The organism is Ruegeria sp. CDSC045 (genome assembly GCF_059610725.1).
In genome coordinates this window covers 396,365-421,300 of sequence record NZ_JBXWOE010000001.1, presented here as the reverse complement: position 1 = coordinate 421,300, position 24,936 = coordinate 396,365, and the positions used below count along the sequence as shown (strand labels likewise).

Here is a 24,936-nt window from a genome sequence, read left to right as displayed (position 1 = left end):
GACTTTAAAGCTGAGTAACGGGATTGTCTGGCCTTGTCAAAAGCCGAAAAACAGAAAGCGGCCCAATGGGCCGCTGTTCAGCAAATAAAAAGAAAGGAACAGAATCACATGGTGATCAGATAAGCGCATCCACCCATAGCCAACGCAGTCGCGCCGAAAAACAAGATCGAGTCCCAGTTCAGCGCAAGCAGGAAGCTAAAGCTGCGATATGATTTTTTGATAGCATTCGCCATGATCGCCTCTGACAGACAAAATTATGAAACGAACACATCCTATGAGGGAATTGGGGCGGAATTGCGACTAGATTGTGCAAGCTCCGCCCAAATCAACAGAACAGGTCATTTGAGACGGAAAACAGCATCAGAGCCAGAATGATTGACACTCCGATGCCCATCAAAATCCGCAGCGCTTTGTCGCTGGGTGGTTTCCCCGAGATGGCCTCATATGCGTAAAATACCAAGTGCCCTCCATCCAAAGCCGGAATCGGAAACAGGTTCAGCAAACCGACAGCAGTTGACAGAACGGCGATAAAGAAGATGAAGTTCTGCGCCCCCTGGCTGGCCATCGCACCCGAGGTTTCGGCGATTCCGATCGGGCCGGACATGTTGCAGGTGCTGATCGCTCCGGTCACCATGTGCCAGATACCTGAAAGAGACCCGTCAATGATACGCAATGTTTGTCGCACACCACCGCCGAGAGATGTCAGGAAGCCCGCCCTTTCGGTTGCAGGTTCTAGCATCATGCCGCCGACGATCCCGATCCTCCAATGCGTTACAAAACCACCATCAGACTGCGGCTCATCCGTGCGGCGTGGAGCCAGGGCAAACTCCAGTTCCGCTCCGTCACGCCAGACATTCAACAGCAGTGGCCGCCCATCAGAGCCTTCCACATGGTCCTTGAGCTGTTCAAAGGCATAAACCGGTTCGCCGTTAACCGCTGTTATGACATCCCCCTGTGCCAGGCTGATATCCATTGCTGCACTGCGCGGAACAACCTGTTGAATCAGGGGGGGGAACAGCCAAGGTGCGGAAACGTCCAATGTGTCACCGTCACGAAGAACTGTGTAATCAAGAACGGGGTCAACGGGCAAAGAGTCTACGAACTCGCTCCACGATCCTTCTTGCTCGAAATCTGGCAGGTCAATACCTGCAATCGCGAGGATTTCATCACCTTCACGCAGCTCTTGAACTGTCCCCGGCAAAGGATGCAGAGACCCAACGGTCAGAGGGTCTCTGGTTGCGCCTTGCGTAAAGAAAATTAGGGCAAAGACCAGTATCGACATTGCGAAATTAAAGATTGGCCCTGCCGCAACAGTTGCCGTCCTGGCCCAAAGTGGCGCGCCATGCATTGTGCGGCGCAGCTCCTCCGGGCTTTGCTCAGAAATTTCAGACATAGCCGCTTCGTCTTTGCCGGATGCTGCATTGGCGTCACCCAAAAACTTGACATACCCGCCAAATGGAAGCGCTGCGATCTGCCAGCGCGTTCCTCTTTTGTCGATACGGCTCCAGAGTACGGGACCGAAACCGATTGAGAACACTTCGGCGTAGATGCCGGACCAACGGCCAACGATGTAATGCCCGTATTCATGTACGGCTACGATGGCGGATAACGCGATCACAAAGGCGAATATGGTGTAAATCAAATTGCCGAACTGTGGGATCAGTGAGAGTACGTCCAATTTATTTTCCTGCTCGTTGCGCAACGGCGTTATCGACCCATATACGTGCCAGATGGTCGGTTTGCAGCACGTTATCAAGGGTCATTGGGGCGTCAATATGGTTGTCTTGTGCATCGAAACGATCCAAGACGGCGGCCACGATGTCTGCCATATCAAGAAAACCAATGCGACCTGCAATGAAATGGTCGAGTGCACATTCTTTGGCTCCGTTGAAAACCGCTCCGGACAGCCCGCCCCGCTCCATGACGTCGCGCGCTAACCGCAAAGCCGGATATCGGTTTTCGTCTGGTTCCTGAAATCGCAACTGTCCCAGCTTTGCAAGGTTCAGCCTTTCGACCGGAAGGGTCTGACGTTTTGGCCAATTCAGGGCATATCCGATCGCGTGGCGCATATCTGGCGCGCCCATATGGGCCATAACCGCTCCATCGTTAAACCCGACCATCGCATGAACGATGGATTCCGGATGCACAATCACTTCGATCATATCCGGGGATATTCCGAAGAATTCGCGTGTTTCGATCACCTCGAGCGCCTTGTTAAACATCGAAGCGCTATCAATCGTGATCCGCTGCCCCATATTCCAGTTCGGGTGGCTCGAGGCCTGCTCAACCGTGGCCGAGGCCAATTTGCTCAGTGGCCAATCCCGGAAGGCGCCGCCGCTGGCAGTGATGATGATACGCTCGACCGATGCCATATCTTCACCGACCAGAGCCTGAAAAACGGCAGAATGTTCGCTGTCCACTGGTAGCAATCGGGCATTGTGCTTTCGGGCAGTATCCAGAACCAAAGAACCCGCGCAGACAAGCGTTTCTTTATTCGCCAAAGCCAGCGTCGCGCCCTGTTCAAGCGCCGTCAGCCCTGGTTGCAACCCCGCAGCCCCAACGATGGCAGACATGACCCAGTCAGCCGGTCGCGCCGCAGCTTCGGCCAGAGCATTCGCCCCGGCGGCGACCTCGACATCAGAACCGGCCAAGGCCACTCGCAGGTCCTCAAGCCGGTCTGGATGGGCTGTAATCGCGATATCCGCCTTCAAACGTTTGGCGTCACGCGCAAGTTGTTCGATATTGGCTCCACCGGTCAGGGCGACAACATCATACGCTGATGGATTTCGGTCAATCAGATCTATCGTGTTTTGCCCGATAGAACCCGTCGCGCCAAAAACAGAGATTTTGCGCATCACATGGCTCCGGGGGAATAAATCAACCCCACAAGCAGAACGAACAGAGCGGCCCCCATCATCCCATCGAATCGATCAAGGAAGCCGCCATGGCCGGGAATCAGGTTCGAACTGTCCTTGACGCCGAATTTTCGTTTGGCCGCGCTTTCGACAATATCGCCGGCCTGGCTGGCCATTGACGCCAGAACCGAGATCACGATGAACCAAGTTCCGAAGCCGCCGTAAGCCGCAAAGGCTAAGCCAACAATGGCAGCCGCTACCCAGCCTCCTGCTGTTCCCGACCACGTCTTTTTCGGGCTGACTCGTGGCCAGAATTTTGGTCCACCCAATGCCTTTCCGACAAAATATCCGGCGACATCCGTGGCGACGACGACCGATATCAGCCAGACCATCCAGACAAATCCCATATTCGTCCGGATTGAGATAAAGCCCAGTCCCGCGGCAGCGATCCACAGCGCGAAGAGAGTATAGATACCCCGGTACCGGCTGACCTGCCCTGCCCCGACCAGCGCCGGAGCAAGCAAGAAGGGAAGTTTATAGAGTGCCGGAAGATGGTAACTCAGCACCACCGCAAAACCGGTCAATATGGCAAGCTGGATCGCAACAGCTTTCCTGCCCGGGTCGATCATACGGACCAGTTCCCAGGTCATCAGCCCGCAAGCAATGGAAATGAAGGCTTCGAACCACAGACCGCCCAGCCAGACCTCGACAGCGCCAACGGCAACAAGGACTCCCGCCGACAATACGCGGGCAGTCAGGTCGGACCAGCGCCCGTCACTCATGCCGGTACAGCTCCGAACCGTCGGTCGCGGCTGCCATAGCTCAGGCACAGGCGCTCAAGCTCAGCCGCAGTGAAATCTGGCCAGAGCGTGTCGATGAATTCGTATTCCGAATAGGCGGATTGCCATAGCAGAAAATTGGAAATTCGCGCCTCGCCGCTGGTTCGGATCACCAGATCAGGATCAGGAAGAACATGTGTGTCCAGATATTTCGGCAGCGTTTCTTCGTCTACATCATCAGGATGCAATCGCCCGTCAGCGACATCCTGTGCCAGACGTTTGGTAGCCCGCGCGACTTCATCCCGACCGCCATAGTTCAACGCAATGGTCAGGTGAACCAGATCATTTCCCTGGGTCTCGGCCTCAAGCGTATCCATCAATTCGATCAGTTTGGCATCCAACCTGACCCTGTCTCCGATGAAACGCACCCGAACACCCGAGTCTCGGAGCGTCCGGGTTTCCTTGATAATATAGCGCCGAAACAAGCTCATCAGACCGGCAACTTCGACCTGAGTGCGTTTCCAGTTCTCGGTCGAAAACGCAAAAACAGTCAGATACTTAATACCAAGCCTTGGGCAGGCCTCGACCACATCGCGCACACGTCTTGCCCCGGCGTGGTGGCCAAACAGGCGAGGTCGCCCGCGGGCCTGCGCCCAGCGACCATTGCCATCCATGATGATCGCGACATGCTGGGGCCCTCTTTCGGGCATGGTATGCGAGGAAGAGGGCATCACCCGGTCTCAGACCTGCATGATTTCTGCCTGCTTGGTCTCAAGCGCGGCATCTACTACCTTGATCATCTGGTCGGTTAGATCCTGCACTTCGCTTTCCCAGAACTTCTGGTCATCTTCGGACATACCGTCAGCCTTGGCCTTCTTGATCTGATCCATCCCGTCGCGGCGCACATTCCGGATCGAGACGCGTGCGTGTTCGGCATATTGCCCGGCGACTTTGCCCAACTCGCGACGGCGTTCTTCGTTCAGTTCCGGGATCGGTAGCATGATGATCGTTCCGTTGAGCTGAGGGTTGATGCCCAGCCCACTTTCGCGGATCGCTTTTTCCACTTTGCCGACCAGCCCTTTATCCCAGACATTGACCGTAACCATACGCGGCTCGGGCACATTGACCGTTCCCACCTGGTTGATGGGCGTCATCGAACCATAGGCATCGACCATCACCGGCTCGAGCATCGAGGCCGAGGCGCGCCCGGTGCGCAGCGATGCAAATTCGGTTCTGAGGTTTGACATTGCGCCGTCCATACGGCGCTTCAGGTCGTCTGTGTCCAGTTCGAAATCGTCAGACATTCTGCTCACTCCCCGTCTTCAGGTACTGTTTGCATGGCTCATAAGCCATTCAATTTGGGATGTATAGCAATGATGATCCGTATTTACGCCATTGACCAGAGGTGTTTGCCGGATTTTCGCGAACCTGCAGCTACAAAATTAACCGACCGCAAATCAATGCGGTCGGTCAGACATATTCATTCCGGATCAGGCGTTTACGTCTACGACAACACGACCTTTAACCTGACCTTGCAGGATATCCGCCCCTAATTGGGGCAGATCGCTCAGCTTTGCGGGATGGATCATCGCCTCAAGCTTGTCCATCGGAAGGTCGGTTGCTATCCGCTGCCAGGCCCGCAGCCGATTTTCATAAGGCTGCATCACGCTGTCGATCCCCAACAGGTTCACACCGCGTAAAAGGAACGGGATAACAGTTGCCGGAAGGCCCGCGCCGCCAGCCAACCCCACGGCCGAGACCGAGGCACCGTATTTCATCTGCCCCAGAACGCGTGCCAGCATTGCGCCGCCAACTGCGTCCACACAGCCAGACCATGCCTCGCTTTCCAGGGGGCGCTTAGTTGTCTCGTTCAACTCTTCGCGTGGCACAATGGTCGTGGCGCCCAAAGACTTCAGGTAATCGCGGGTTCCCGGTCGTCCGGTGACGGCTGCCACTTCGTATCCCAAATTGGCAAGAATCGCCGTCGCGACCGAACCAACACCACCTGCTGCCCCTGTGACCAAAACCGGACCCTGCCCCGGTTTCAGCCCATGATCCTCAAGTGCCATAACTGCCAGCATCGCGGTGAACCCAGCGGTTCCGACGGCCATGGCCTGGCGGGGCTCCAACCCATCGGGCAGCGGAACCAACCAATCGGCACGGGCATTAGCTTTTTGTGAGTACCCACCCCAATGCGCCTCACCGACACGCCAACCGGTCAGGACCACTTTGTCACCCGGTTTATATCGCTCATCCGAAGACGATTCGACCGTCCCCGCATAGTCGATGCCAGGAACATGCGGATAGCTGCGTACCAGCCCCCCGCCTTTGGGCGACAGGCAAAGACCATCCTTATAATTTACCGTTGAATACTGAACCGCCACGGTAACCTCACCCTGCGGCAGATCCCCTTCCGAAAGCTGTTGAACCGAGGGGCTGGCCAGCCCGCTTTCCTCGTCTTTTTCCATCACCAGTGCGTTGAACATCAAAATGTCCTCCTGTTTTGGACGTCAGAGTACAGCCCCGACCCCGTGTAATAACCTGTTTCTGAACCCGATACGCCGCTTGCGATCATATCCAGAATTTTTCCCTTACAGTCGCCTCACGCATACCGTCGGGCGTTTCGACCTCTATCTTCGTGCCTTCGTCCCAATGGCTGAGCTTGAGCATCCCAATGGAAACATTGGTGTTGAAATCCGGAGACCAAGCGGCAGAAGTGATTTGACCAACCCGTTTCCCCTGAGCGTATACCGACCATGGAGCAACGCAGGCACCCACCGCCGGCCCAGCGATTTCAATCGGACGGATTTGCTGGATCGGCCCTTCTTTTGCGACCCGCAACAACGCGTCCCGGCCAATGCACCCAATCGCCGTGTGTGTGTTACAGAACTTGCCCAGGCCACATTCATGTGGGGTGTTGTCGTCGGTCATATCGTTTCCGTAGGACAGCAACCCAGCCTCAATGCGTTCGATCAGGTTGGGACAACCTGCGCGTACGTTCAAATCCTCGCCTGCCGAAAACAGCGCATTCCACAGCGGCATTCCGATATCGCTGCCTTCGACATAGATCTCGAACCCGCCCTGTTTGGAATAGCCCGACCTTGCGATGGCCAGATCACGGCCCGCAAACTCGAACATGTCGAACTTGAAAAACCGGATGTCTTTGACGCGCTCGCCAAATACGCGAGACATCAGTTCATCCGCCATGGGCCCCTGTACCGCCAAGGGTGAGACGTCTGGCTCATCCACCAGAATATCCAGCCGATAGCCGTTCGCGATTCCTTTGACCCATAACAACAAATCGCTATCCGCGATTGAGATCCACCAGCGGTCCTCGGACAGTTTCACCGCAACCGGATCATTCAACATGCCACCGGTCTCATCAACGATAGGGACGTAATAGCATTGGCCGGGCAACATGCCTCTCAAATCGCGTGGCGTCAGCATTTGCATAAGGCGTGCCGCGTCGGGACCTCTGAGTTCAACCTGTCGCTCACACGAGACATCCCAGACCTGAACATGCTTTTTTAAGTGCCGGTAATCAGCCTCGACGCTGTCGAATACAGTTGGCAATAGCATCCGGTTATAAACCGTGAATGCCTTTACGCCTGCGGCTTCGACCCCTTCAGAAAAAGGTGTGCGCCGCAACCTGCGAGAGAAGGAAATATTGGCCACTCAAGCCTCCTCGGGCATAATGCCAGATCACAATTCGAAGCCTGCGGTCCCGTCAGCATCTGGTGCAACAGGCCGCGAAGGCGTGTCTGGCGATTGAAAATTAAGATCACGTATTGCGCGTAATCTTTTGTGATTTCGTATTATTTCGGCCCTTGCCAATCGATTGGGCAGATTTCGGCGGATTTTCCACCGAAATCCCAGACCCGACCGTAATCGCGGACCTTGGATTTGGTGCCGCGCGCCACGATAATGTCCGGTCCCATCCAGTATTTCGAGTTTGAGACCATCACCGGATGCTCGGGGTCTTTGCCCGCCAACATCTCGATTTCGCCCTGGATTTTCCGACCAATCATGATGCGGCGCTTGGTCCCGTCGCGTTCGATCTGAACCGGGGCACGTTCGGCCCCGATAATTTCGCTGACCAGCATGGTAAACAAGCCGGTCGTGCCCCCGGCCTGACCGCTGAATATCTGGAGCAACCCGTTATAGGCCTTACCGCTGGCCCGTTCGTCGACATAGGCGGCAACTTTCCACTGCCCCTCACCCATGCGACCCGGAATATCGACCAGAAGGCCAACATTGAGGCCCGACAGATCTTCGCCCTCGTAATGGCCCTCATCGATGACAATCCCCATCCAGGCATGACAATGACCCTCGGTCGGAGGATGCGCGCCAAGCGATACGACACAGGGGCAGAACAGATCGCACGAGCAGTTAAGGATCAGCTCTCCCTTGATCGCCCAATTCGTCGGGCTCATCTCACGCCGCTTGGGGTTGGGCATGCGGCTGTCGATACGTTGGCTGATCGGCAGGCGATCTGCCTCTGGTTTTTTGTTCTTAGCCAATAGCTTATCCTCCATAGATAAAGGGGTATACGAGCAAGGCACAGCCGCCCGCGATAAGAGCAAATCCCAGCGGCCGTGTAATCACGTGACCGATCTGGGGTAGTTTTTCGAGAACCATAAAAAAGGTCGCCAGACCCATCCACAGCAGACTCATGACGCCGCCCACAAAGCCGAGCGCCATAAAGCCCCAGCAGCATCCGACGCAGAACGCACCAAGGCCAAGCCCCATGCGAAAACCGCCTGAAAAACCGGTTTTCCAATGGCCGAGAAAATAGGTCATTGGGGCATGGCAGACCCCATGGCACAGCTCTTTGGCGCGGGTGAATTGAAAGGCGCCGACGGCGATCATCAACCCGCCCGCAACAAGCCCGGATTTCGCAATGCCCAGCATGTCGACAACGCCGCCAAACAGCAGAACCAGTTGCACCCCGGTAATGAGCGCGGCAAACCCGACCCAGACCACGAAGTAGCCAATCAAGACACCAATCCAGCCGGAGCGTGTGCCATTTGCACTGCGGATTAGATCGTCGTAGCTGCGCAGAGTTGGAATAATGGTCGGCAACATCATTGCGGCCATCATGATGGCCCACATCCAAAACAGCGGGCCGAACTCTGCCATGGGCATATACATGTCCATCCTGGGGTCCATGGCGCGCATCGCCTGCCCCATTGCTCCGGGACGGCCGATCCAATCCAGATCCATGGCGCGGTTCATCACGAACATCATCCACCACGCCCACAGGATCAGAGCGTAGAATCCCAGCCAAAACCCATTACGTAGAACTGCGCGACTCACTTGTTCCTCCCGACTCAGTCCTTGCAATTCAAATGTCAGACTTTTAAATGTCAGACAAATGAAAATTTGCCTGCGGCCCTGCTCAAAATGAAAATCGACCCCAAGAAACCTGCTGATCTTTCGGTTCAGATCGCCCAATCAATCCGAGATGCGATCATATCGGGTCGGTTGATTGTAGATGAACGCCTGCCTTCTGAGGCGGAACTGTCCGACCAGTTTCAGGTGTCCCGACCAACCGTGCGTGAGGCCCTTAAACGCCTTGCGGCACAGTCCCTGATCCGCACCCAACGTGGCGCGACGGGCGGAGCATTTGTCAACCGGCTGAGCTATCAGGATGCGTATTCCCAACAGATCACCACATCCACGTTGCTGCTGTCCATGAACGCGGTCAGTTTTGAAACGGCTTGCGAGGCTCGGTATTCGCTGGAACGCGCCTGCGCAACTTTGTCAGCCGAACGCAGGACGGCGGATCATCTGGCGACGATGCGTGCCGAGATATTTCGGCAGGCTCAACCCGGGCTGACAGACGAAGCCTTTTGCGCCTCGGATGTGACCTTTCACCGGGCATTGGTCGATGGGGCCGGCAATCCGGTGTTGTCCTATCAACTGGCCGGCGCCGTCGAGGCGATGCAGCCTTTGATGAACATGATCACGTTTACGGCGCGGTCCCGAGAAGAGATCATCGTATTGCACAACCAGATTGCCGATGCTTTGGATCGGCGGGACGCTGCTGCGGTAGATTCAGCACTGGTGGATCTCGAAGCTTATACCCGTAAGCTTGCCCTGGACGTCGCCAAACAGCGGCGCAAACCAACCGAATGAGGGTACAATGACGTCGATTTTGAATATTGCCGCGGCGGTTCTGACAATCGGTTTCGGCCTCTTTGGGTTTCTAGCACCCGCTTGGACCGCGGCCTCGCTGGACCTGGCGCCTACGAACAGCACCATGGGGTTAAGCGAATTGCGCGCTTCGGTCGGTGGGCTTTTTGTTGTCACCGGAATTGCGGTCATTTGGCTGAACACTCCCATGGCCTATGCGATGTTGGGCGTTGTTTATGCCGGCGCAGCCTTGGGCCGGTTTGTTTCCGTCATTCTGGATCACCCCCCTTTGATCAAAGCGATGACATTTGGGGGAATCGAGCTGATATTGGCGCTGTGGCTGATCCTGGCAAACATTAACCGAACAAGCTAAGACGTTATTATATAATCCGTCTTTTCGTTGAAGTATGGGGTTTGCTTTCCCCTTGTGGCTCACCTATATAAGGGATGTCCTTCGGGACTATGGACATAAACGCGCTCGTAATAAGCGGATCGGACCCGGGGGCGGTACCCGGCGGCTCCACCAACATCCTTCATTTGAGGATCGCGGGGCCGAAATAGGATCGACGAACGTCTAAAGGGGTTAGCTTTGTCTCGGCGGGGTGCCACCGTACCGGCCCAAACAGTACAATTGCAAATGACAATCGTGCTCCGGTTGCAGTTGCTGCGTAAGCAGTAGCAAGACCGAAACTTAAGCCCTTGCGCCTAGCAGCGTAAGGCGGGGTTCGCAGGTACCTGGCAACAGAAACCTGCATTTTCCCTTAAATGTCTGCTGTTTAACCCTGTCTGTGTTCACGTTCAGAGTTTGTTCACTCATTCGCGTCATGCTCGGCCCGTGAGGAAAAGGAGAGCTGGGATGTCACACGCAGATATACTCAGAGAATGGTATTCAGAGGTTTGGGAAAACGGAAATACCGATGCGATTGATCGGTATTTCGCGCCGGAAACGACAGCCGAAGGACTGATTCCGGAAATGCAGGTGGGGGCCGATGATTTTCGGGATCTGGTCATGGCGTTTCGCCACATTCTGGGCGATATCCATGTTGAGCTGCCCAAAATCATCGAAAATGGCGATTGGGTATCGGCGATATTGCAGGTCAGCACAACACGCGCCGATAACGGCGCACCACTGCAGGCCTCTGGCAGTATGATTGGCCGCATTAAAGAAGGTCGTATTGTCGAGGCGTATAACCAGTTTGACTTCATTTCCTTATTTGAACAGCTTGGTCAGTTTCCCAAGGACACCCTGCCCGTATGCATGACTGGTCAACGGCTGGACTGGGCCTAGGAAATGAGCTCGCAATCTTGACCCCGACCGGCCTGTCGCGGTAGCAAAGCCTATGGGGTAAGATTGCGAACGCCCCGTGAGGCGACAGCCCAAGTTTCGCATGTATCCGTCGATCACAGGAGACATGCCATGCCTGCGCCTAATGCTATCACACCGAAACAACTGTTACGTCTGATCGGAACGTCCCGGGCGCCTGTTCTAGTGGACATCTGCACTGACACCGATTTTGAACAGGATCCTTATCTGATACCTGGCTCGTTTCGTCATCCGGCGAAGGATCTGGATGGGCTAAAGGGGATCATAGAAAACGTTCCGTGCATCATCATTTGCCAAAAGGGCAAAAAGCTGAGTCAGGCCGTTGTTTCCTGGCTGAGGAGTGAAGGCGTGGCCGCTGAGTATCTGGAAGGCGGCATGTATGCTTGGCGCGAGACGCCCGATGCACCGCGCATCCCATTTGCAGATATACCAGCGTCTCCTTCACTCTGGGTAACGCGCCATCGGCCTAAGATTGACCGCATCGCTTGCCCCTGGTTGATCCGGCGGTTCATCGACCCCAACGCACGTTTTCTGTTTGTTGCCCCATCCGAAGTGGCAAAGGTATCCGAAGTCTTTAACGCCACCCCGTTCGATGTTGAGGGCGTCTGCTGGAGCCATCGAGGGGATAACTGCACATTTGATGCTTTGGTAAAAGATTTCCAACTCGCCACGCCCGCAATGAACAGGCTTGCGACAGTTGTCCGGGCCGCGGATACGAACAGGCATGATCTGGCGCCCGAAGCAGCCGGGCTTCTTGCGGTTTCAGTGGGGCTATCGCGCCTATATAAAGACGACCATCAGGCCATCGAGGCCGGGATGCATCTGTACGATGCCTTGTATCTCTGGGCCCGCGACGGGTTTGACGAGAAACATGATTGGCCGGCAGTCGAGAAATGAGCACACCAACATATCCTGAACTCATCCGAGTGTTTGGCCGCATTGGATTGCTGTCCTTCGGCGGCCCGGCAGCCCAAATATCATTGATGCATCAGGAACTCGTCGAAAGGCGTCCCTGGCTGGACGAAGAAACCTATCTTCGGGCTCTGTCGCTGTGCATGTTGCTGCCTGGCCCTGAAGCGATGCAGCTTGCAACCTATTCCGGCTGGCGTCTGCGCGGCGTCTCGGGCGGTATGATCGCAGGCAGCCTGTTTGTTCTGCCCGGTGCGATCATTATCTCAGCATTGGTGGTACTATACGCGGCCTATGGCGCGCTTCCTCTGGTGCAGGCCGCGTTTCTGGGCGTGAAAGCTACGGTGATCATCATCGTGCTACAGGCCCTGCGAAACCTGTCCCGCAAAGCGCTGTCGGACGTCTCACATCGTGCGATCTCGGGCCTTGCGTTTCTGGCAATCTTTCTGTTCGACCTCCCCTTCCCCGCGATCATCGCGGCGGCAGCCCTTTGGGGATATCTGAGCTTCAACGGCGTCGCCGCCCGACCGGTCGACACCCCCACCCCGCGCCTAAGCGAAGTGCTGCGGAACGCGTCGATCTGGTTGGTTCTGTGGCTTGGCCCGTTGTGGCTGTTAAGTCTTTCTGGTCAGAAACTTCTCAGCGATCTTGGCTGGTTCTTTGCCCGCCTCGCAGTTGTGACATTTGGCGGGGCCTACGCTGTTCTAGCTTACATGACGCAGACCGTTGTGGATCAGTATAACTGGATATCCACAGATCAGATGATCGACGCGCTTGGTCTGGCGGAAACGACACCGGGGCCTTTGATTTTGGTAACACAATTTGTCGCTATGCTGACCGGTCAGATCTCGGGCGGATCGATGCTGGCCATCGCCGCAGGTATCGTTGCACTTTGGGCAACATTCGTTCCCTGCTTTCTGTGGATATTCCTCACAGCCCCCTATCTTGACCACATCGCTGCGCGGCCCCGGTTATCGGCGGCCCTGCAAGGTATTACCTCTGCTGTAGTTGGGGTGATTCTCAACCTATCCGTGTGGTTTGCCCTGAATGTGCTGTTTTCAGAACTGCCAAATAAAACCTTTGGACCAATCAGCCTGCCCTGGCCTGAATTGACCTCATTGGATGTGAAAGCCGCTGTGCTGACTGTCTTCGCCGGAGCGTTGATTTTTAAACTTAAATTCGGCATGGCGCTTACGCTAATGGTTATGCTAGCTGCTGGCACCGGCCTGTTTTTTCTCTGAACAGTCAGCGTGTAACCGGCCTTTCGTTTCCAAAGGAATCCCTTATGCTGAGGGAAGCCACTTTTGAGGATGACACATGTCGCAAGACATCGACTATGGGAACCTGATGCACACCGCCATGCGCGGGCTGATCAAGACGGTTCTGACCAGCGTTTCAGAAAATGGCCTGCCGGGTGCGCACCACTTTTTCATTACGTTTGACACCAGGTGTGACGGCGTGGAAATTGCCGACTGGCTGCATGATCGTTATCCGGAAGAGATGACTGTCGTGATGCAGCATTGGTTCGAAAATCTTGAGGTCGGCGAAAGCGGATTTGCCATCACGCTCAACTTTGGCGACGCGCCGGAACCATTGTACATCCCCTATGCCTCGATCAAAACATTCGTCGACCCCTCTGTGGAATTTGGCCTGCGTTTTGAAAGCCCGGATGAAGAGGATGACTTTGATCCGATGGACGATGAGATAATCGAGGTCGAAGAAGAACCGCAACAGCATGACGCTGATGTCGTGTCGCTGGACAGCTTCAGAAAATAGTATATGCGCTCGTAAGCCTCGCGGTTTGCGGGGCTTACTCTTTCGTCAGGAACGTCTCTACGGAACGTGATTTGGTACCGTTGCGGAAACGGGAAAATGACAGGTTCAGACCGCCTTCTGCCAGCGTTCTGTCATATTGCTGCAGCTCATAGCCGCCATTTTCTGCAATGAACAACGAAAACACGGTCAGAGTTTGACCCTCAATCCGGCCCCAGACGAACGGTTCCCCCTGCATCGGGTCAAGCGGAACTTCATGGCCGAATACATTGCGCTTCATGGCCGCGGAAAAGATGTCCGATCTGTCCGAGGTCTGAAAATCAATCGAGAATGCCTGTTCCTTGACGCGGCCATTCAGTTTGTAAGTTGTCGTCTTCCAACTAACATTGAACCCGTTCTTCAATTCCTGGATTGACACACTCATATCACGAGGTGTTTCGGTCCCGTTTGCATCGACAACATTGGCAGACCCAACGTAGCTGCCAACAAAGGGCTCAATATCTGCCGCATGAAGCGGATTTACCGCCAAGGAGGCCCACAGAACGGTGGCAAAGGAATAGATAATGAATTTCAGGCAAGTGGTCGGGTGATTCAGACGCATTGCGGCCTCCGGCGTGCTCTGACTCTATAGTAGCTCACCCACCGGCGCGTACAATGGCGGTGATGGCGATTGCGACGAGAAAAATGACGCAGCTCTGCGCCTATACCTTTGTCAGGCATAAGTTTATGGTGCGCGCAACTGGCCGATTGCACCGCGACGCTGCTGACTGTAATTGGCATGCAATGGTATACATGACGGAGTGACCGATGTCTCAAACCCGCACCGAATCCGACAGCTTTGGCCCGCTGGAGGTTCCCGCAGACAAATACTGGGGTGCACAGACCCAGCGTTCGATTATGAACTTCCCGATCGGATGGGAAAAACAGCCTGTGGCCATCGTGCGGGCATTGGGTGTGATCAAAAAAGCCTGCGCCATGCAGAACAAGTCGACAGGGAAACTGGACGCGCGGATTGCGGATGCGGTGATTCAGGCCGCGGGTGAGGTTTTTGAAGGTAAGTTCGATGACAACTTTCCGCTGGTCGTCTGGCAAACAGGATCCGGCACCCAGTCGAACATGAACTCTAACGAGGTTATTGCGAACCGGGCTATCGAAATCCTGGGTGGTACAATCGGCACAAAAGACCCGGTTCATCCGAACGATCATTGCAACATGGGCCAGTCCTCGAACGACACGTTCCCGACAGCCATGCATATCGCCACAGGTATGAGCGTTCGGGACGTTCTGCTGCCGGGTCTGGAAAAGCTGGCCTCGGGGCTGGAGCAGAAGGCCGAAGAATTCAAAGACATCATCAAGATCGGCCGGACCCATACGCAGGATGCCACGCCGCTGACACTGGGTCAGGAATTTGGCGGCTACGCCCATCAAATTCGTCAGGGTATCGCACGGGTCAACGCCGCGATGCCTGGAATTTACGAGCTTGCCCAGGGCGGAACTGCTGTTGGTACTGGCCTAAACACTCAATCCGGGTGGAGCGAAGCGGTCGCTGCGAATATGGCAGATATCACCGGCCTGCCCTTTGTTACCGCTCCGAATAAGTTCGAGGCGCTCGCCGCCCATGATGCGATGGTTTTCCTATCGGGTGCTTTGGCGACCATTGCTGGCAGCTGTTATAAAATTGCAAATGATATCAGACTTTTGGGATCTGGACCGCGTTCCGGTCTGGGCGAATTGATCCTGCCTGAGAATGAGCCCGGATCGTCCATCATGCCAGGCAAGGTAAACCCAACACAAGCCGAAGCACTGACACAGGTCGCAGCACACGTCATGGGCAACGATGCCGCCATAAAATTCGCCGGCAGCCAGGGGCATTTCGAACTGAACGTCTATAACCCTATGATGTCCTACAATCTTTTGCAGTCGATCCAGTTGCTTGGTGATGCCACAGACAGCTTTACCGAGCGGATGTTGCTAGGCATTCAGGCCAACGAACCACGCATCGAAAAACTGATGAAGGAATCGCTGATGCTGGTCACCGCGCTGGCGCCAACCATTGGGTACGACAACGCAACGACTGTTGCCAAGACCGCGCATAAAAACGGCACCACCCTTAAGGAAGAGGCCATCGCGCTTGGCTTTGTCGACGCCGAAACCTTTGACGCGGTTGTGCGCCCCGAACAAATGATTGGACCCAAGGACTGATGGCAAAGCCGGTCAATCTGAACCGGTACAGAAAAGACAAGGCGCGGGCCGAGAAAAAGGCCCGCGCGGACCAAAACGCCGTGTCATTCGGGCGCAACAAAGCCGAGAAAGACGCCAGCAAAAAGCATCTGGATAAGTCGCGGCGCGATCTGGACGGACATGAGATCGACAAATGAGCGGACGTCCCATCAAACGCTCATTGACGCTTAAGGGCCATCGAACCTCGGTATCTCTTGAGGACGAGTTTTGGAAAGCCTTTCGTGCCATTGCAGCTGATAAGGATATGGCAATCAATGCCTTAGCTGCGGAAATTGATTTTAACCGTGACCCTGAGGTCGGATTGGCTTCGGCAATACGCGTTTATATTCTGAACTGGTATCGCGGCTGACTTTCCGTTCTTGATTTGGCCTCTGGAAAATGCCTATGCTCATACCAGAACAAAAAGGGAACTTAGTGATGAGCGAAACAGTTACCGGCCTAGACGGTCAACCGCGTTGTGCATGGTGTCAGTCTGCGCCAGAGTTTTTCGACTATCACGACAATGAATGGGGCTATCCGGTCAGCGACGATCAGCGTTTGTTTGAGAAGCTGTGCCTTGAAAGCTTTCAGTCCGGCCTCAGCTGGCGCACCATTCTTTCCAAACGCGAGAACTTTCGAAAAGCATTTAAACATTTTGATTACAACGCAATAGCGAAGTTTGATGAGGCCGATGTCACCCGTCTTTTGCTGGATGCAGGCATTGTCAGGCATCGCGGAAAGATCGAAGCAGTCATCAACAACGCCCGGCGCGCCCAGGAGCTGGTGGCAGCTGAGGGGTCGATTGCAGCTTATGTCTGGCGCTATGAGGCCAGTTCACCGCCAGCGCCACAAACAGCCTCAACTTCGGCTGAATCTATTGCCATGTCCAAAGACCTTAAAAAGCGGGGATGGAAGTTTGTGGGCCCGACCACGGTTTTTGCATTCATGCAGGCCATGGGTCTTGTAAACGATCATGCGACCGAGTGCTCTATGCGGGCAAAAGCGGCGCAGATGCGCCGCGATTTCACTAAACCGGAATAGCGCAGCTTAGGCAGAGGCGCGAGAAATCTTATCGATATTGCTGCCTAGGGCCGTGTTGAATTCGGCATCTGACTGCTTTTTCGACAGTCCTTCGGTCAGCGCACGAGAGAAAGACGCAATCATCTTGCTATTCTGCGCCAGCAGATCACAGGCTTGTTCGGTCGAATATCCGCCGGACAGGGCTACGACCCGCAAAACTCTGGGGTGGTCAGCCAGATCGTCATACAGATTAGCCTGGCTGGGGATGGTAAGCTTAAGCATGACATCCTGACCATCATCCAACTGATCTAGGTTCTGCAAGATTTCCGATTTTAGAATTGCTTCAGCTTCGGCTTTGGTGGTCGAGTTGATGTTCACCTCGGGCTCGACAATCGGAACCAACCCGGCGGCAACGACTTCACGCGCCACATCGAACTGCTGCGCGACAACGTTTGCGATGCCTTTGGCGTTGGCCTCATGGATCACGGAACGTTCCTTAGTGCCGAAAACGCCTTCGGCTTTAGCCAAAGTATCGGCCAGACCGGGGATCGGTTTCATGACCTGAACGCCATCGGCCTCATCCTCGAGGCCCTTGTCGATCTTCAGAAACGGAACAATGCCTTTTACGTTCCAAAGAAAATCTGCGACTTTACGGCCATCAATCTCTTCACTGAGCGTGCGTTCGAACAGGATCGCGCCGATGACTTTGTCGTTTGTGAAGCCATCCGCCAGAATGATACGCGCGCGCATCTTCTGGATTTCGCCGAACATCTCTGCGTCCGAGCCGTATTCTGACGCGTCTACCCCATAAAGCGCCAGCGCCTTGGGGGTCGAGCCGCCACTTTGGTCCAGTGCAGCAATAAAACCGGCACCGTTGGACATCTGCTCGCGCTGTTGTGTTTTGGACATATGACTTTCCCGTTCGAAATGATTCCGCGTTTTTCAACCGCATACAGCATGGAGCATGCCGATGGTAGTTTGTTAGCGCTCAACCAGGCGCAACCAAATTCCATCTTTGGATCTGACGGTCAGATGAGCCACCGGAACCGGCTCTGGCATGTCCGAGATTTCGAACCTGAACTTCCGCAGTAGTGACGACAGCAATAACGGACCTTCGACCATTGCAAATCCGGCACCGATGCAAATGCGCGACCCGGCCGAGAATGGGATGAAAGCCTCTCTGGGACAGCTTTCCTCATTGCCCTTGGCCCAGCGGGCCGGGTCGAACCCGTCGGGGTCTGCCCACAGACGTTCGTGCCGATGCAGGTGCCATGGGCTGATGACTATCTGCGAGCCCGGTTTAATCGCCCGGCCCCTGAAGTTTTCGCGGCATGTGGCCTCTCGCACCATCATCGGGACCGGAGGGTACAGGCGCAGCGTTTCGCGAAACACGTCGCGGCTGAGCTTCAACAGCGATACGGAGGTAAAATCGGATAGGTCCAGCCCTTGCGCCTCGGCCGCCAGCTTGTCCTGCCAATCCGGGTGGGTCGCCAAAAGGTACAATGCCCAAGCCAACGCAGAAGCGCTGGTCTCGTGGCCTGCCAGAAAGAAGATCGCCACCTGATCAGCCATCTCCTGCGTGTCAAAACACTTGCCGGTCTTGGGATCAGCCGTTGTCATGATCTTTGTCGCCAGATCATGCGGCGCCTGCCCGGCCTCAATCATCCTCGCGCGTTGAGCGGTCATTTCGGTGATCAGCATCCTGATTTCACGCGCGGTCTTGCGAGTTTTTCTGGAATGTAGCCGCGGCATCCATTTGGGCAGAGGCAGAAACGCCGCCAAATTCAACAGCGGTTGCTCTCTTTGATAGGTTCGGAATTTCTCAAAAACCTGAGACGCAACGCGGTCTTCAATCGGTACAGAAAAAAGCGTTCGAAAGATCACATCCGCGGCGACGTGACTGGTGACCTCTTCGCACTCGATGACAGAACCGGCCTGCCCGCGCAGACGCGCGACGCAGGCCTCTGCCGCCTGGACCATGGCCGGATAGGTATCTTTCAGGCGCCCGCCCTCAAACGCCGGGTCGATAACCCGGCGCTGGCGTTTCCAGTTTTCACCATTGGTCAGAAAGACCGAATTCCCCAGCAACGGCCGCAGACCCTCGCCAATACGGTCTGATTTCGGAAAATCATCGGGGCGTTTTTTCAGAACGGTTTCAACAAGTTCTGGTTGGTTCGTCAGATATGATCGAAAGAACGGCGTCTTAAACTCGGCCATCCATGCGCGGTACAATCGCTGCGGCTGTGCCGAGAGGATGTCCTTGCGAAACAACCTGAAATAGCGCCACAGCGAAACCCTGTCTGGCCGCGATGTGGGCTTTGGCGGGGTCATGCTTGCACCGAAACATACTTGGATACAGATCGCACAATCCGTGATCCCGAGGGTTTACGCCCTGCGAACCGATGCCCAAGCGACAGAGACCCGGCAGTCACGCGGAAATAATCGTACCTGTCCGGGTGATCAAAGGCGCAGAGATATTGGAAATGCAGTCTGAAAAACCGCCACCTCAGGGCGCGCCACCGTTCTGCTGACAGCGTTTGCGTAAACGCAGCAGATAGCACCAAAGGCCAGCGCTGATCGGCATCCGCGACCCCGCTTACAGCGACAGGATCACACAGAGCGAATGCGCAGCCGTCCCCGGGTGCAGAAATGTCGACCCAAGCCAAGTCTTCGCGTTTCGAAAGAAACCTCAGGTCCGCGCGCAAATCATATGCGTTGGGTAGGAACGAGACCATGGGAACCACCTGCCCCAATGTCAGAAAGGACAGCTCTGGCCCGTCTGTGCCCACCCGTCCGGATCGGATCAGATCGGCCAGAACCGTGACACCCAGATGAGCGCCGGAACTGTGGCCGACGATCAGAACCTCATCCGTTTCATCGGTAAGAGCTGCGGCAATCGCATTTGTGAACTCCGATAGGCGTCCGGCCAATTCAGGAGGCGTTTTTCCGCCTGAAGCCGCTGAATAGGCGTAATCGTGCATCAGGTAATAGACGAACAGCTTGTTGTCGATTTTCCGGAACCACAGCATCAGCACATAGGCAACACCAATAGACAGAACCAACGCCACCAAAGACAGGACCGGCGCAAGCAGAACCGTCAATCCGATGACCACAGCCATTGCGACCAAAAGCTGTGCGATCAGCATCACGATCGGATAAAGCGCGGCAATCACCGGTCCTTTGCGCAATCGCATCAGGCGCCATAACACGCCGGTCGAGATATAGATCCATGCCGTACGCAGCATCTGCAGATAGGTGGCCGCAATCGAGTTCGACATGCTGGAGCGTACGATGTCGGACCAGACCAGCACCTCGACATCTGTGTGAACTTCAGCCCCGTCCTGAACCGAATGGACGTGCCATCCATACAAGCCCTCTCCGGTTTTGGGTGAGACCGAGATTTCATACCCTGAAATAGCCGCCTGTCTTGCGCTTTCACTGCGGTAAAGCTCGCGATAGCGCCGTGGGGGGATCGGGTCATATCCGGGAATATAGAATACCCTACGCCGTTTCACCCGAGGCTGATTTGTCTGACTGCTCATGGTCTTACCTTCTGCGACGCAGGTTAGCGCAGCATTACAGCCAAAGTAAGTCAGATAAGAGGGTTACCCAAAGTTTGCCAGCGCGGGGAAGGCTTCCAACAGCCACCAACTGAACTCAGTGAACAGGCCGGTGATCAGCATGATACCAACAAACAGCAACAGGCCACCCATGATCCTCTCGATCAGTGCCATATGGGGCTTTATTCGGTTCATCACCGACATGGATCGGTTCAGGAACATTGCGGCGAGCAGGAAAGGTATGCCAAGACCCGCTGCATAGACGCCCAGCAACAATGTCCCACGTGCGACGGATGCCTCGGAGGCAGCCAGCGACAGGATCGCACCCAGTTGCGGGCCGATACAGGGCGTCCAGCCAAAGGCGAACGCCAGACCCAGAATATAGGCCCCAAAGACAGACCCACCGCTGTCGCCGGCTTCGATCCGGGCCTCACGGTCAAGGAATGGGATGCGGAAAACGTTCAGGAAATGCAGGCCAAAGACTATGACAACCGCGCCCGAAATCTTGGCGAACAGCACCTGGTTCTGCAGCACGAACGCCCCAAACGCAGAGGCTGTGAAGCCAAGCAACAGAAACACCGTGGACAGCCCCATAACAAAGAACAGCGCCGAAAGTGTCGCCTTTCTGCGTGCACGGGCCTCATCCTGCATCTCGTTGATCGTGACGCCACTCATATAGGCGAGATAGGGCGGCACAATCGGCAGCACGCAGGGCGATAAAAAGCTAATCAACCCACCGAGCAATGCGATGAACATGGCGGGCAACAGCCCTGCGTCAATGATATCAATTCCGAACATGTTTCAGCACATATGTCATGAAGTCGCCCGCGTCACGGGGCCATTCGGTCACATCCTCGTGGTTGCACGCTGGACACCGTCTGAAAGTGGAAATATCTCAGGTACATGTCAAACCAAACCGAGACACTGGACGCGTTGGGGCTGCTGTGCCCGCTGCCCGTCCTGAAGGCCCGTAAACGGCTCAAGTCAATGCCCGCGGGAGCGGTCTTGAAAGTGCTAGCGGATGATCCCGCTGCAGTCATTGATGTTCCACATTTCTGCATGGAAAGTGGACATCGCTTGCTGTCACAGGAAGAATCTGATGGGCATCAGGTCTACACCATCCAGAAGTCCGTTTGAGACCTATCAAATAAAAAGGCGGGCTCTGAGGCCCGCCTTTTCAAGTTACTGGCCCAACGACCACCAACCGCGCCGTTTTGGCTTGGCAGGCTCCGATGGCGTTTCCGGTTCATCCGCAACCACTTCCAGCACAGGCTCTGTGACTTCTACTGCTGGTTCCTCAGTGGCTTCAACCGCAACAACCTCTTGAACAGGCTCTGCCGCTTCCGGCGTTTCTTCTGTTGGCACGGCAGTTTCCGAAACCGTTTCCTGTTTCGGTGCTGCTTCGGCTTCGACAGTTCCGATTTCTGCCGGAGCTTCCGTTTCAGCTTCGACCTTGGCCTCTGGTTCAGCTTTGACGACCTGTTCGGTTATCGTCTCGGCATCTTCGGCGTCCTTCTTCTTGCGACGCGGAGCCCGGCGGCGTTTAGGCTTGGCAGGCGCTTCTTCCTGTGTCTCTTCCACCGCTACTACGGCATCTGTTGCAGGCTCTTCCACAGCTTCCTCGGACGCTTCAGCTGTATCTTCATCAGCCTCTTGCCCGTTAGAATCCTGCCCCTCGGCACCACCATTGCCCTTCTTGCGACGACGCCGACGGCGCTTGCGCTTGGGTTTGGTTTCATCTTCAGCCTGCGGCGTTTCTTCCTCGACGGTCTCTTCTTCAGAGGCGTCGACCATTTCCATCAGCGTGGCATCAACCGATACAACCGGCGAACTGGCTTCTGGAACAATCCGGCTGGCGGTCTTGAACTTCTCCATCGAGAAATCAGGGCTTACCAGATGCACATCCCCTTCGATGCGAACCGACAGACCATAGCGCGCTTCAATCTGTGCGATATGCTCGCGCTTTTGGTTCATCAGGAAGTTGGCGATGCTGACCGGGCAGCGCACCAGCACCTCGCGTGAGCGACGGCGCGTGCCTTCTTCCTCGATCTGGCGCAGAATGCTCAGCGCCATGTTGTCATCCGAACGGATCAGGCCGGTGCCATGGCATGCCGGACAAGGCTGTGTCGTTGCCTCCAACATACCGGGACGCAGGCGCTGTCGGCTCATTTCCATCAGACCAAAACCAGATATACGACCAACCTGGATGCGCGCACGATCTGTTTTCAGCTTTTCTTTCAGGCGTTTTTCGACAGCGGCGTTGTTCTTCCGCTCGTCCATATCGATAAAGTCGATGACGATCAGACCGGCCAGATCACGCAGGCGCAACTGGCGAGCCACCTCTTCGGCGGCCTCAAGGTTGGTCTTCAGTGCCGTTTCCTCGATCGAACCTTCTTTGGTTGCCCGACCCGAGTTCACATCGACCGCGACAAGCGCTTCGGTTACGCCGATCACGATATAGCCACCCGATCTCAGCTGTACTGTCGGGTTGAACATCCCCGCCAGATAGCTTTCCACCTGATAGCGCGCGAACAATGGCAGCGCGTCTTCGTACCGCTGCACATTCTTGGCGTGCGACGGCATGATCATTTTCATGAAGTCCTTGGCGATGCGATATCCGCCCTCGCCTTCGACCAGAACCTCGTCGATGTCGCGATTATAGAGATCGCGGATCGACCGTTTGATCAGGTCGCCTTCTTCATAGATCTTCGCAGGCGCGATGGATTTCAACGTCAGCTCGCGGATCTGTTCCCACATACGTTGCAGATATTCGTAATCGCGCTTGATTTCGGATTTGGTGCGTTTCGCCCCGGCGGTCCGAATGATAAGACCGGCCCCTGTCGGAACGTCAATCTCAGCCGCAATTTCCTTAAGCTTTTTGCGATCAGGCGCGTTGGTAATCTTACGGCTGATGCCGCCGCCCCGCGCGGTGTTCGGCATCAAAACACAATATCGGCCAGCAAGTGACAAATAAGTGGTCAGAGCTGCACCTTTGTTGCCACGCTCTTCCTTGACGACCTGCACAAGCAGAACCTGGCGTACTTTGACGACTTCTTGAATCTTGTACCGGCGCGCGCGCGGTTTGCGCGGTGGACGGATGTCTTCGCTGTCATCTTCGTCGGCAACCGACTCAATAGTCTCGTCTTTTGCGGTGGCGTCCGTACGGGTGTTTTCTTCTTCGTCGTCGCCAACCTCGTCAGGGGCGTCATCGGCGTTGGCTTCAGCGCTTGTCGCGTCATCCGCGTCCGTCTCAGTCGCGGCGCTTTCCTGCGCCCCGGCCTCTTCGTCCGTGCCGACTTGATCAGCGCTAGCATCTGATTGGTCGACTTCTTCCGCAGGCGCGTCTTCAGTTTCTGCGGTTGCTTCTTCCGCCTCCGGTTCCTCCGTCGGCTCTTCTACCGGAGTTTCTGCCACATGATCGGCCGGAGATGTTCCTTCTTCTACAGAAGGATCATTGGCCTCATCGCTCTCATCTAGGTCAATCGTTTCCATGCCTGTGGGTTCGGACGAGACCTCGACCGATTCCACTGCATCATCCGATTTGATATCGGCGGCCTTGGCGCGCGAGCGCGAACGGCGTCTTTTGGGCTTGGTTTCCTCAGCCTCATCACGCGCACGCATTGCCTCGGCATAGGCGCGCTCTTCTTCCATCAGAGCTTCGCGATCAGCGACGGGAATCTGATAATAGTCGGGATGAATTTCGGAGAACGCCAGGAATCCGTGGCGATTTCCGCCATAGTCAACAAAAGCTGCCTGCAGCGAGGGTTCGACCCGTGTAACTTTTGCTAGATATATGTTGCCAGCAAGCTGACGTTTGTTTTCGGATTCAAAATCAAATTCCTCGACCTTGTTTCCGTCAACCACCACGACGCGGGTTTCTTCCGCGTGGGTGGCATCGATAAGCATTTTCTTAGCCATGTTTCCTTGGTGCACCGCGCCAAACGCGTTGTCCTAACCCGTCCAGGAGGACGGGTGCTTTTGGGGTGGTGTCTTGTCAGGGCGATTTCAGACGGCGCGCTGCAGGGTCTGGCACTGTGGCCCCCTGCCCGTACACTCAGTCGTTGCGCGCGCGTCATCGCGGTTCTTCTCCGACAGGCGCGAACGACCGCTGCCTGCCCATTTATTCCTTTCGCCCGCTTTTCTGCGGGCTCAGGCGTTCAATCACCCCGTTAAGGGGCACAATCGGTCTGCTTGGCCAGTGTGGGACCTGGTCTCCACCAGTGGCGTTGCAGCGAATCTCAAAGATCGGGACTTTTCGGCGTCAAATCCGCCCGGCCCGTCTGGTTACAATAAAAGCAGTCCTGTGGAAAAGACAATGGGCAAACTGCATTGAAGACCCCGACCACCGGTCGGGATCTCGT

The 24,936-nt window shown here is 55.5% G+C and carries 27 protein-coding genes and 1 other RNA gene; 12 read left to right on the top strand and 16 right to left on the bottom strand.

From position 1 onward, the window contains the following. Nucleotides 1–104 precede the first annotated feature (104 nt). The 10 genes from AC2FH6_RS02095 to AC2FH6_RS02050 form a co-directional block, all read right to left on the bottom strand. Nucleotides 105–233 (bottom strand): hypothetical protein, encoded by a 129-nt coding sequence (locus AC2FH6_RS02095; RefSeq protein WP_271947040.1) that lies wholly within the window; start codon nt 231–233, stop codon nt 105–107. Nucleotides 234–325: 92 nt separating this feature from the next. Continuing rightward, nucleotides 326–1,678 (bottom strand): RIP metalloprotease RseP, encoded by a 1,353-nt coding sequence (rseP, locus tag AC2FH6_RS02090; RefSeq protein ID WP_496700981.1) that lies wholly within the window; start codon nt 1,676–1,678, stop codon nt 326–328. Nucleotide 1,679: 1 nt separating this feature from the next. Further along, nucleotides 1,680–2,855, bottom strand: coding sequence for a 1-deoxy-D-xylulose-5-phosphate reductoisomerase (dxr, locus tag AC2FH6_RS02085; protein WP_496700256.1), 1,176 nt, complete (start codon nt 2,853–2,855; stop codon nt 1,680–1,682). Then, complete coding sequence (locus tag AC2FH6_RS02080) at nt 2,855–3,637, bottom strand: phosphatidate cytidylyltransferase (RefSeq protein ID WP_281972132.1); 783 nt, start codon at nt 3,635–3,637, stop codon at nt 2,855–2,857. Before AC2FH6_RS02080 ends, dxr begins: the two co-directional genes overlap by 1 nt. Continuing rightward, nucleotides 3,634–4,365 carry an undecaprenyl pyrophosphate synthase gene (uppS, locus tag AC2FH6_RS02075; RefSeq protein ID WP_496700979.1) on the bottom strand — a complete coding sequence of 244 codons (732 nt, stop codon included), beginning with the start codon at nt 4,363–4,365 and terminating at the stop codon, nt 3,634–3,636. Before uppS ends, AC2FH6_RS02080 begins: the two co-directional genes overlap by 4 nt. Nucleotides 4,366–4,374: 9 nt before the next feature. Beyond that, nucleotides 4,375–4,938: a ribosome recycling factor gene (gene frr / locus AC2FH6_RS02070; RefSeq protein WP_142633921.1), complete on the bottom strand. Its 564-nt coding sequence runs from the start codon at nt 4,936–4,938 to the stop codon at nt 4,375–4,377. Nucleotides 4,939–5,124: 186 nt separating this feature from the next. Beyond that, nucleotides 5,125–6,120, bottom strand: coding sequence for an acryloyl-CoA reductase (gene acuI / locus AC2FH6_RS02065; RefSeq protein WP_496700977.1), 996 nt, complete (start codon nt 6,118–6,120; stop codon nt 5,125–5,127). A gap of 85 nt (nt 6,121–6,205) precedes the next feature. Beyond that, nucleotides 6,206–7,309, bottom strand: coding sequence for a dimethylsulfoniopropionate demethylase (locus tag AC2FH6_RS02060; RefSeq protein ID WP_496700975.1), 1,104 nt, complete (start codon nt 7,307–7,309; stop codon nt 6,206–6,208). Between the two features lie 140 nt (nt 7,310–7,449). Further along, nucleotides 7,450–8,154 (bottom strand): DUF1326 domain-containing protein, encoded by a 705-nt coding sequence (locus tag AC2FH6_RS02055; protein WP_281994647.1) that lies wholly within the window; start codon nt 8,152–8,154, stop codon nt 7,450–7,452. Between the two features lie 4 nt (nt 8,155–8,158). Further along, nucleotides 8,159–8,950: a DUF2182 domain-containing protein gene (locus tag AC2FH6_RS02050; RefSeq protein ID WP_496688004.1), complete on the bottom strand. Its 792-nt coding sequence runs from the start codon at nt 8,948–8,950 to the stop codon at nt 8,159–8,161. 87 nt (nt 8,951–9,037) lie between these two features. Between AC2FH6_RS02050 and AC2FH6_RS02045 the strand changes: the two genes are divergently transcribed. The 7 genes from AC2FH6_RS02045 (at nt 9,038) to AC2FH6_RS02015 (ending at nt 13,778) form a co-directional block, all read left to right on the top strand. Then, nucleotides 9,038–9,772 (top strand): FadR/GntR family transcriptional regulator, encoded by a 735-nt coding sequence (locus tag AC2FH6_RS02045; RefSeq protein WP_142633929.1) that lies wholly within the window; start codon nt 9,038–9,040, stop codon nt 9,770–9,772. A 7-nt stretch (nt 9,773–9,779) separates the two neighbouring features. Beyond that, nucleotides 9,780–10,142, top strand: a complete 363-nt coding sequence (locus AC2FH6_RS02040) for a DUF4345 family protein (RefSeq protein WP_496688002.1) — start codon at nt 9,780–9,782, stop codon at nt 10,140–10,142. A gap of 37 nt (nt 10,143–10,179) precedes the next feature. Then, nucleotides 10,180–10,525, top strand: a transfer-messenger RNA (tmRNA) gene (gene ssrA / locus AC2FH6_RS02035). Between the two features lie 100 nt (nt 10,526–10,625). Then, nucleotides 10,626–11,057 (top strand): ester cyclase, encoded by a 432-nt coding sequence (locus AC2FH6_RS02030; protein WP_142633933.1) that lies wholly within the window; start codon nt 10,626–10,628, stop codon nt 11,055–11,057. A gap of 129 nt (nt 11,058–11,186) precedes the next feature. After that, the gene (locus tag AC2FH6_RS02025) at nt 11,187–11,990 is read left to right on the top strand and encodes a chromate resistance protein ChrB domain-containing protein (protein WP_496700252.1); all 804 of its coding nucleotides are present in this window, start codon (nt 11,187–11,189) and stop codon (nt 11,988–11,990) included. Then, complete coding sequence (chrA, locus tag AC2FH6_RS02020) at nt 11,987–13,243, top strand: chromate efflux transporter (RefSeq protein WP_496700973.1); 1,257 nt, start codon at nt 11,987–11,989, stop codon at nt 13,241–13,243. Before AC2FH6_RS02025 ends, chrA begins: the two co-directional genes overlap by 4 nt. 76 nt (nt 13,244–13,319) lie before the next feature. Beyond that, nucleotides 13,320–13,778, top strand: coding sequence for an SspB family protein (locus AC2FH6_RS02015; RefSeq protein WP_281972137.1), 459 nt, complete (start codon nt 13,320–13,322; stop codon nt 13,776–13,778). Nucleotides 13,779–13,812: 34 nt separating this feature from the next. On the opposite strand, the gene AC2FH6_RS02010 is transcribed toward AC2FH6_RS02015, so the two are convergent. Continuing rightward, nucleotides 13,813–14,376 (bottom strand): hypothetical protein, encoded by a 564-nt coding sequence (locus AC2FH6_RS02010; protein WP_281972138.1) that lies wholly within the window; start codon nt 14,374–14,376, stop codon nt 13,813–13,815. Nucleotides 14,377–14,582: 206 nt separating this feature from the next. Between AC2FH6_RS02010 and fumC the strand changes: the two genes are divergently transcribed. From fumC to AC2FH6_RS01990, 4 genes are all read left to right on the top strand, one after another. Continuing rightward, nucleotides 14,583–15,977: a class II fumarate hydratase gene (gene fumC, locus AC2FH6_RS02005; RefSeq protein WP_142633942.1), complete on the top strand. Its 1,395-nt coding sequence runs from the start codon at nt 14,583–14,585 to the stop codon at nt 15,975–15,977. Continuing rightward, nucleotides 15,977–16,153: a DUF4169 family protein gene (locus tag AC2FH6_RS02000; RefSeq protein ID WP_281972139.1), complete on the top strand. Its 177-nt coding sequence runs from the start codon at nt 15,977–15,979 to the stop codon at nt 16,151–16,153. The genes fumC and AC2FH6_RS02000 overlap by 1 nt, the downstream gene beginning before the upstream one ends. Then, nucleotides 16,150–16,365 (top strand): ribbon-helix-helix domain-containing protein, encoded by a 216-nt coding sequence (locus AC2FH6_RS01995; RefSeq protein WP_271947000.1) that lies wholly within the window; start codon nt 16,150–16,152, stop codon nt 16,363–16,365. The genes AC2FH6_RS02000 and AC2FH6_RS01995 overlap by 4 nt, the downstream gene beginning before the upstream one ends. Before the next feature lie 68 nt (nt 16,366–16,433). Beyond that, nucleotides 16,434–17,036: a DNA-3-methyladenine glycosylase I gene (locus tag AC2FH6_RS01990; RefSeq protein WP_496700971.1), complete on the top strand. Its 603-nt coding sequence runs from the start codon at nt 16,434–16,436 to the stop codon at nt 17,034–17,036. Between the two features lie 6 nt (nt 17,037–17,042). On the opposite strand, the gene AC2FH6_RS01985 is transcribed toward AC2FH6_RS01990, so the two are convergent. The 4 genes from AC2FH6_RS01985 to AC2FH6_RS01970 all read right to left on the bottom strand — a co-directional run bounded on the left by AC2FH6_RS01985 (nt 17,043) and on the right by AC2FH6_RS01970 (nt 21,373). Beyond that, entirely contained in the window at nt 17,043–17,924 is an 882-nt protein-coding gene (locus AC2FH6_RS01985; protein ID WP_496700969.1) for a fructose bisphosphate aldolase, read from the bottom strand. Between the two features lie 72 nt (nt 17,925–17,996). Continuing rightward, nucleotides 17,997–19,346, bottom strand: coding sequence for a cytochrome P450 (locus tag AC2FH6_RS01980; protein ID WP_496700967.1), 1,350 nt, complete (start codon nt 19,344–19,346; stop codon nt 17,997–17,999). Continuing rightward, nucleotides 19,343–20,557, bottom strand: a complete 1,215-nt coding sequence (locus tag AC2FH6_RS01975) for a hypothetical protein (RefSeq protein ID WP_496700965.1) — start codon at nt 20,555–20,557, stop codon at nt 19,343–19,345. The genes AC2FH6_RS01980 and AC2FH6_RS01975 overlap by 4 nt, the downstream gene beginning before the upstream one ends. Nucleotides 20,558–20,620: 63 nt before the next feature. Next, nucleotides 20,621–21,373, bottom strand: coding sequence for a cytochrome c biogenesis CcdA family protein (locus AC2FH6_RS01970; RefSeq protein WP_271946989.1), 753 nt, complete (start codon nt 21,371–21,373; stop codon nt 20,621–20,623). Nucleotides 21,374–21,478: 105 nt separating this feature from the next. On the opposite strand from AC2FH6_RS01970, the gene AC2FH6_RS01965 reads away from it, so the two are divergent. Continuing rightward, nucleotides 21,479–21,712 (top strand): sulfurtransferase TusA family protein, encoded by a 234-nt coding sequence (locus tag AC2FH6_RS01965; protein WP_271946987.1) that lies wholly within the window; start codon nt 21,479–21,481, stop codon nt 21,710–21,712. Nucleotides 21,713–21,757: 45 nt separating this feature from the next. On the opposite strand, the gene AC2FH6_RS01960 is transcribed toward AC2FH6_RS01965, so the two are convergent. Further along, nucleotides 21,758–24,493 (bottom strand): Rne/Rng family ribonuclease, encoded by a 2,736-nt coding sequence (locus AC2FH6_RS01960; protein ID WP_496700963.1) that lies wholly within the window; start codon nt 24,491–24,493, stop codon nt 21,758–21,760. Nucleotides 24,494–24,936: the final 443 nt, after the last annotated feature.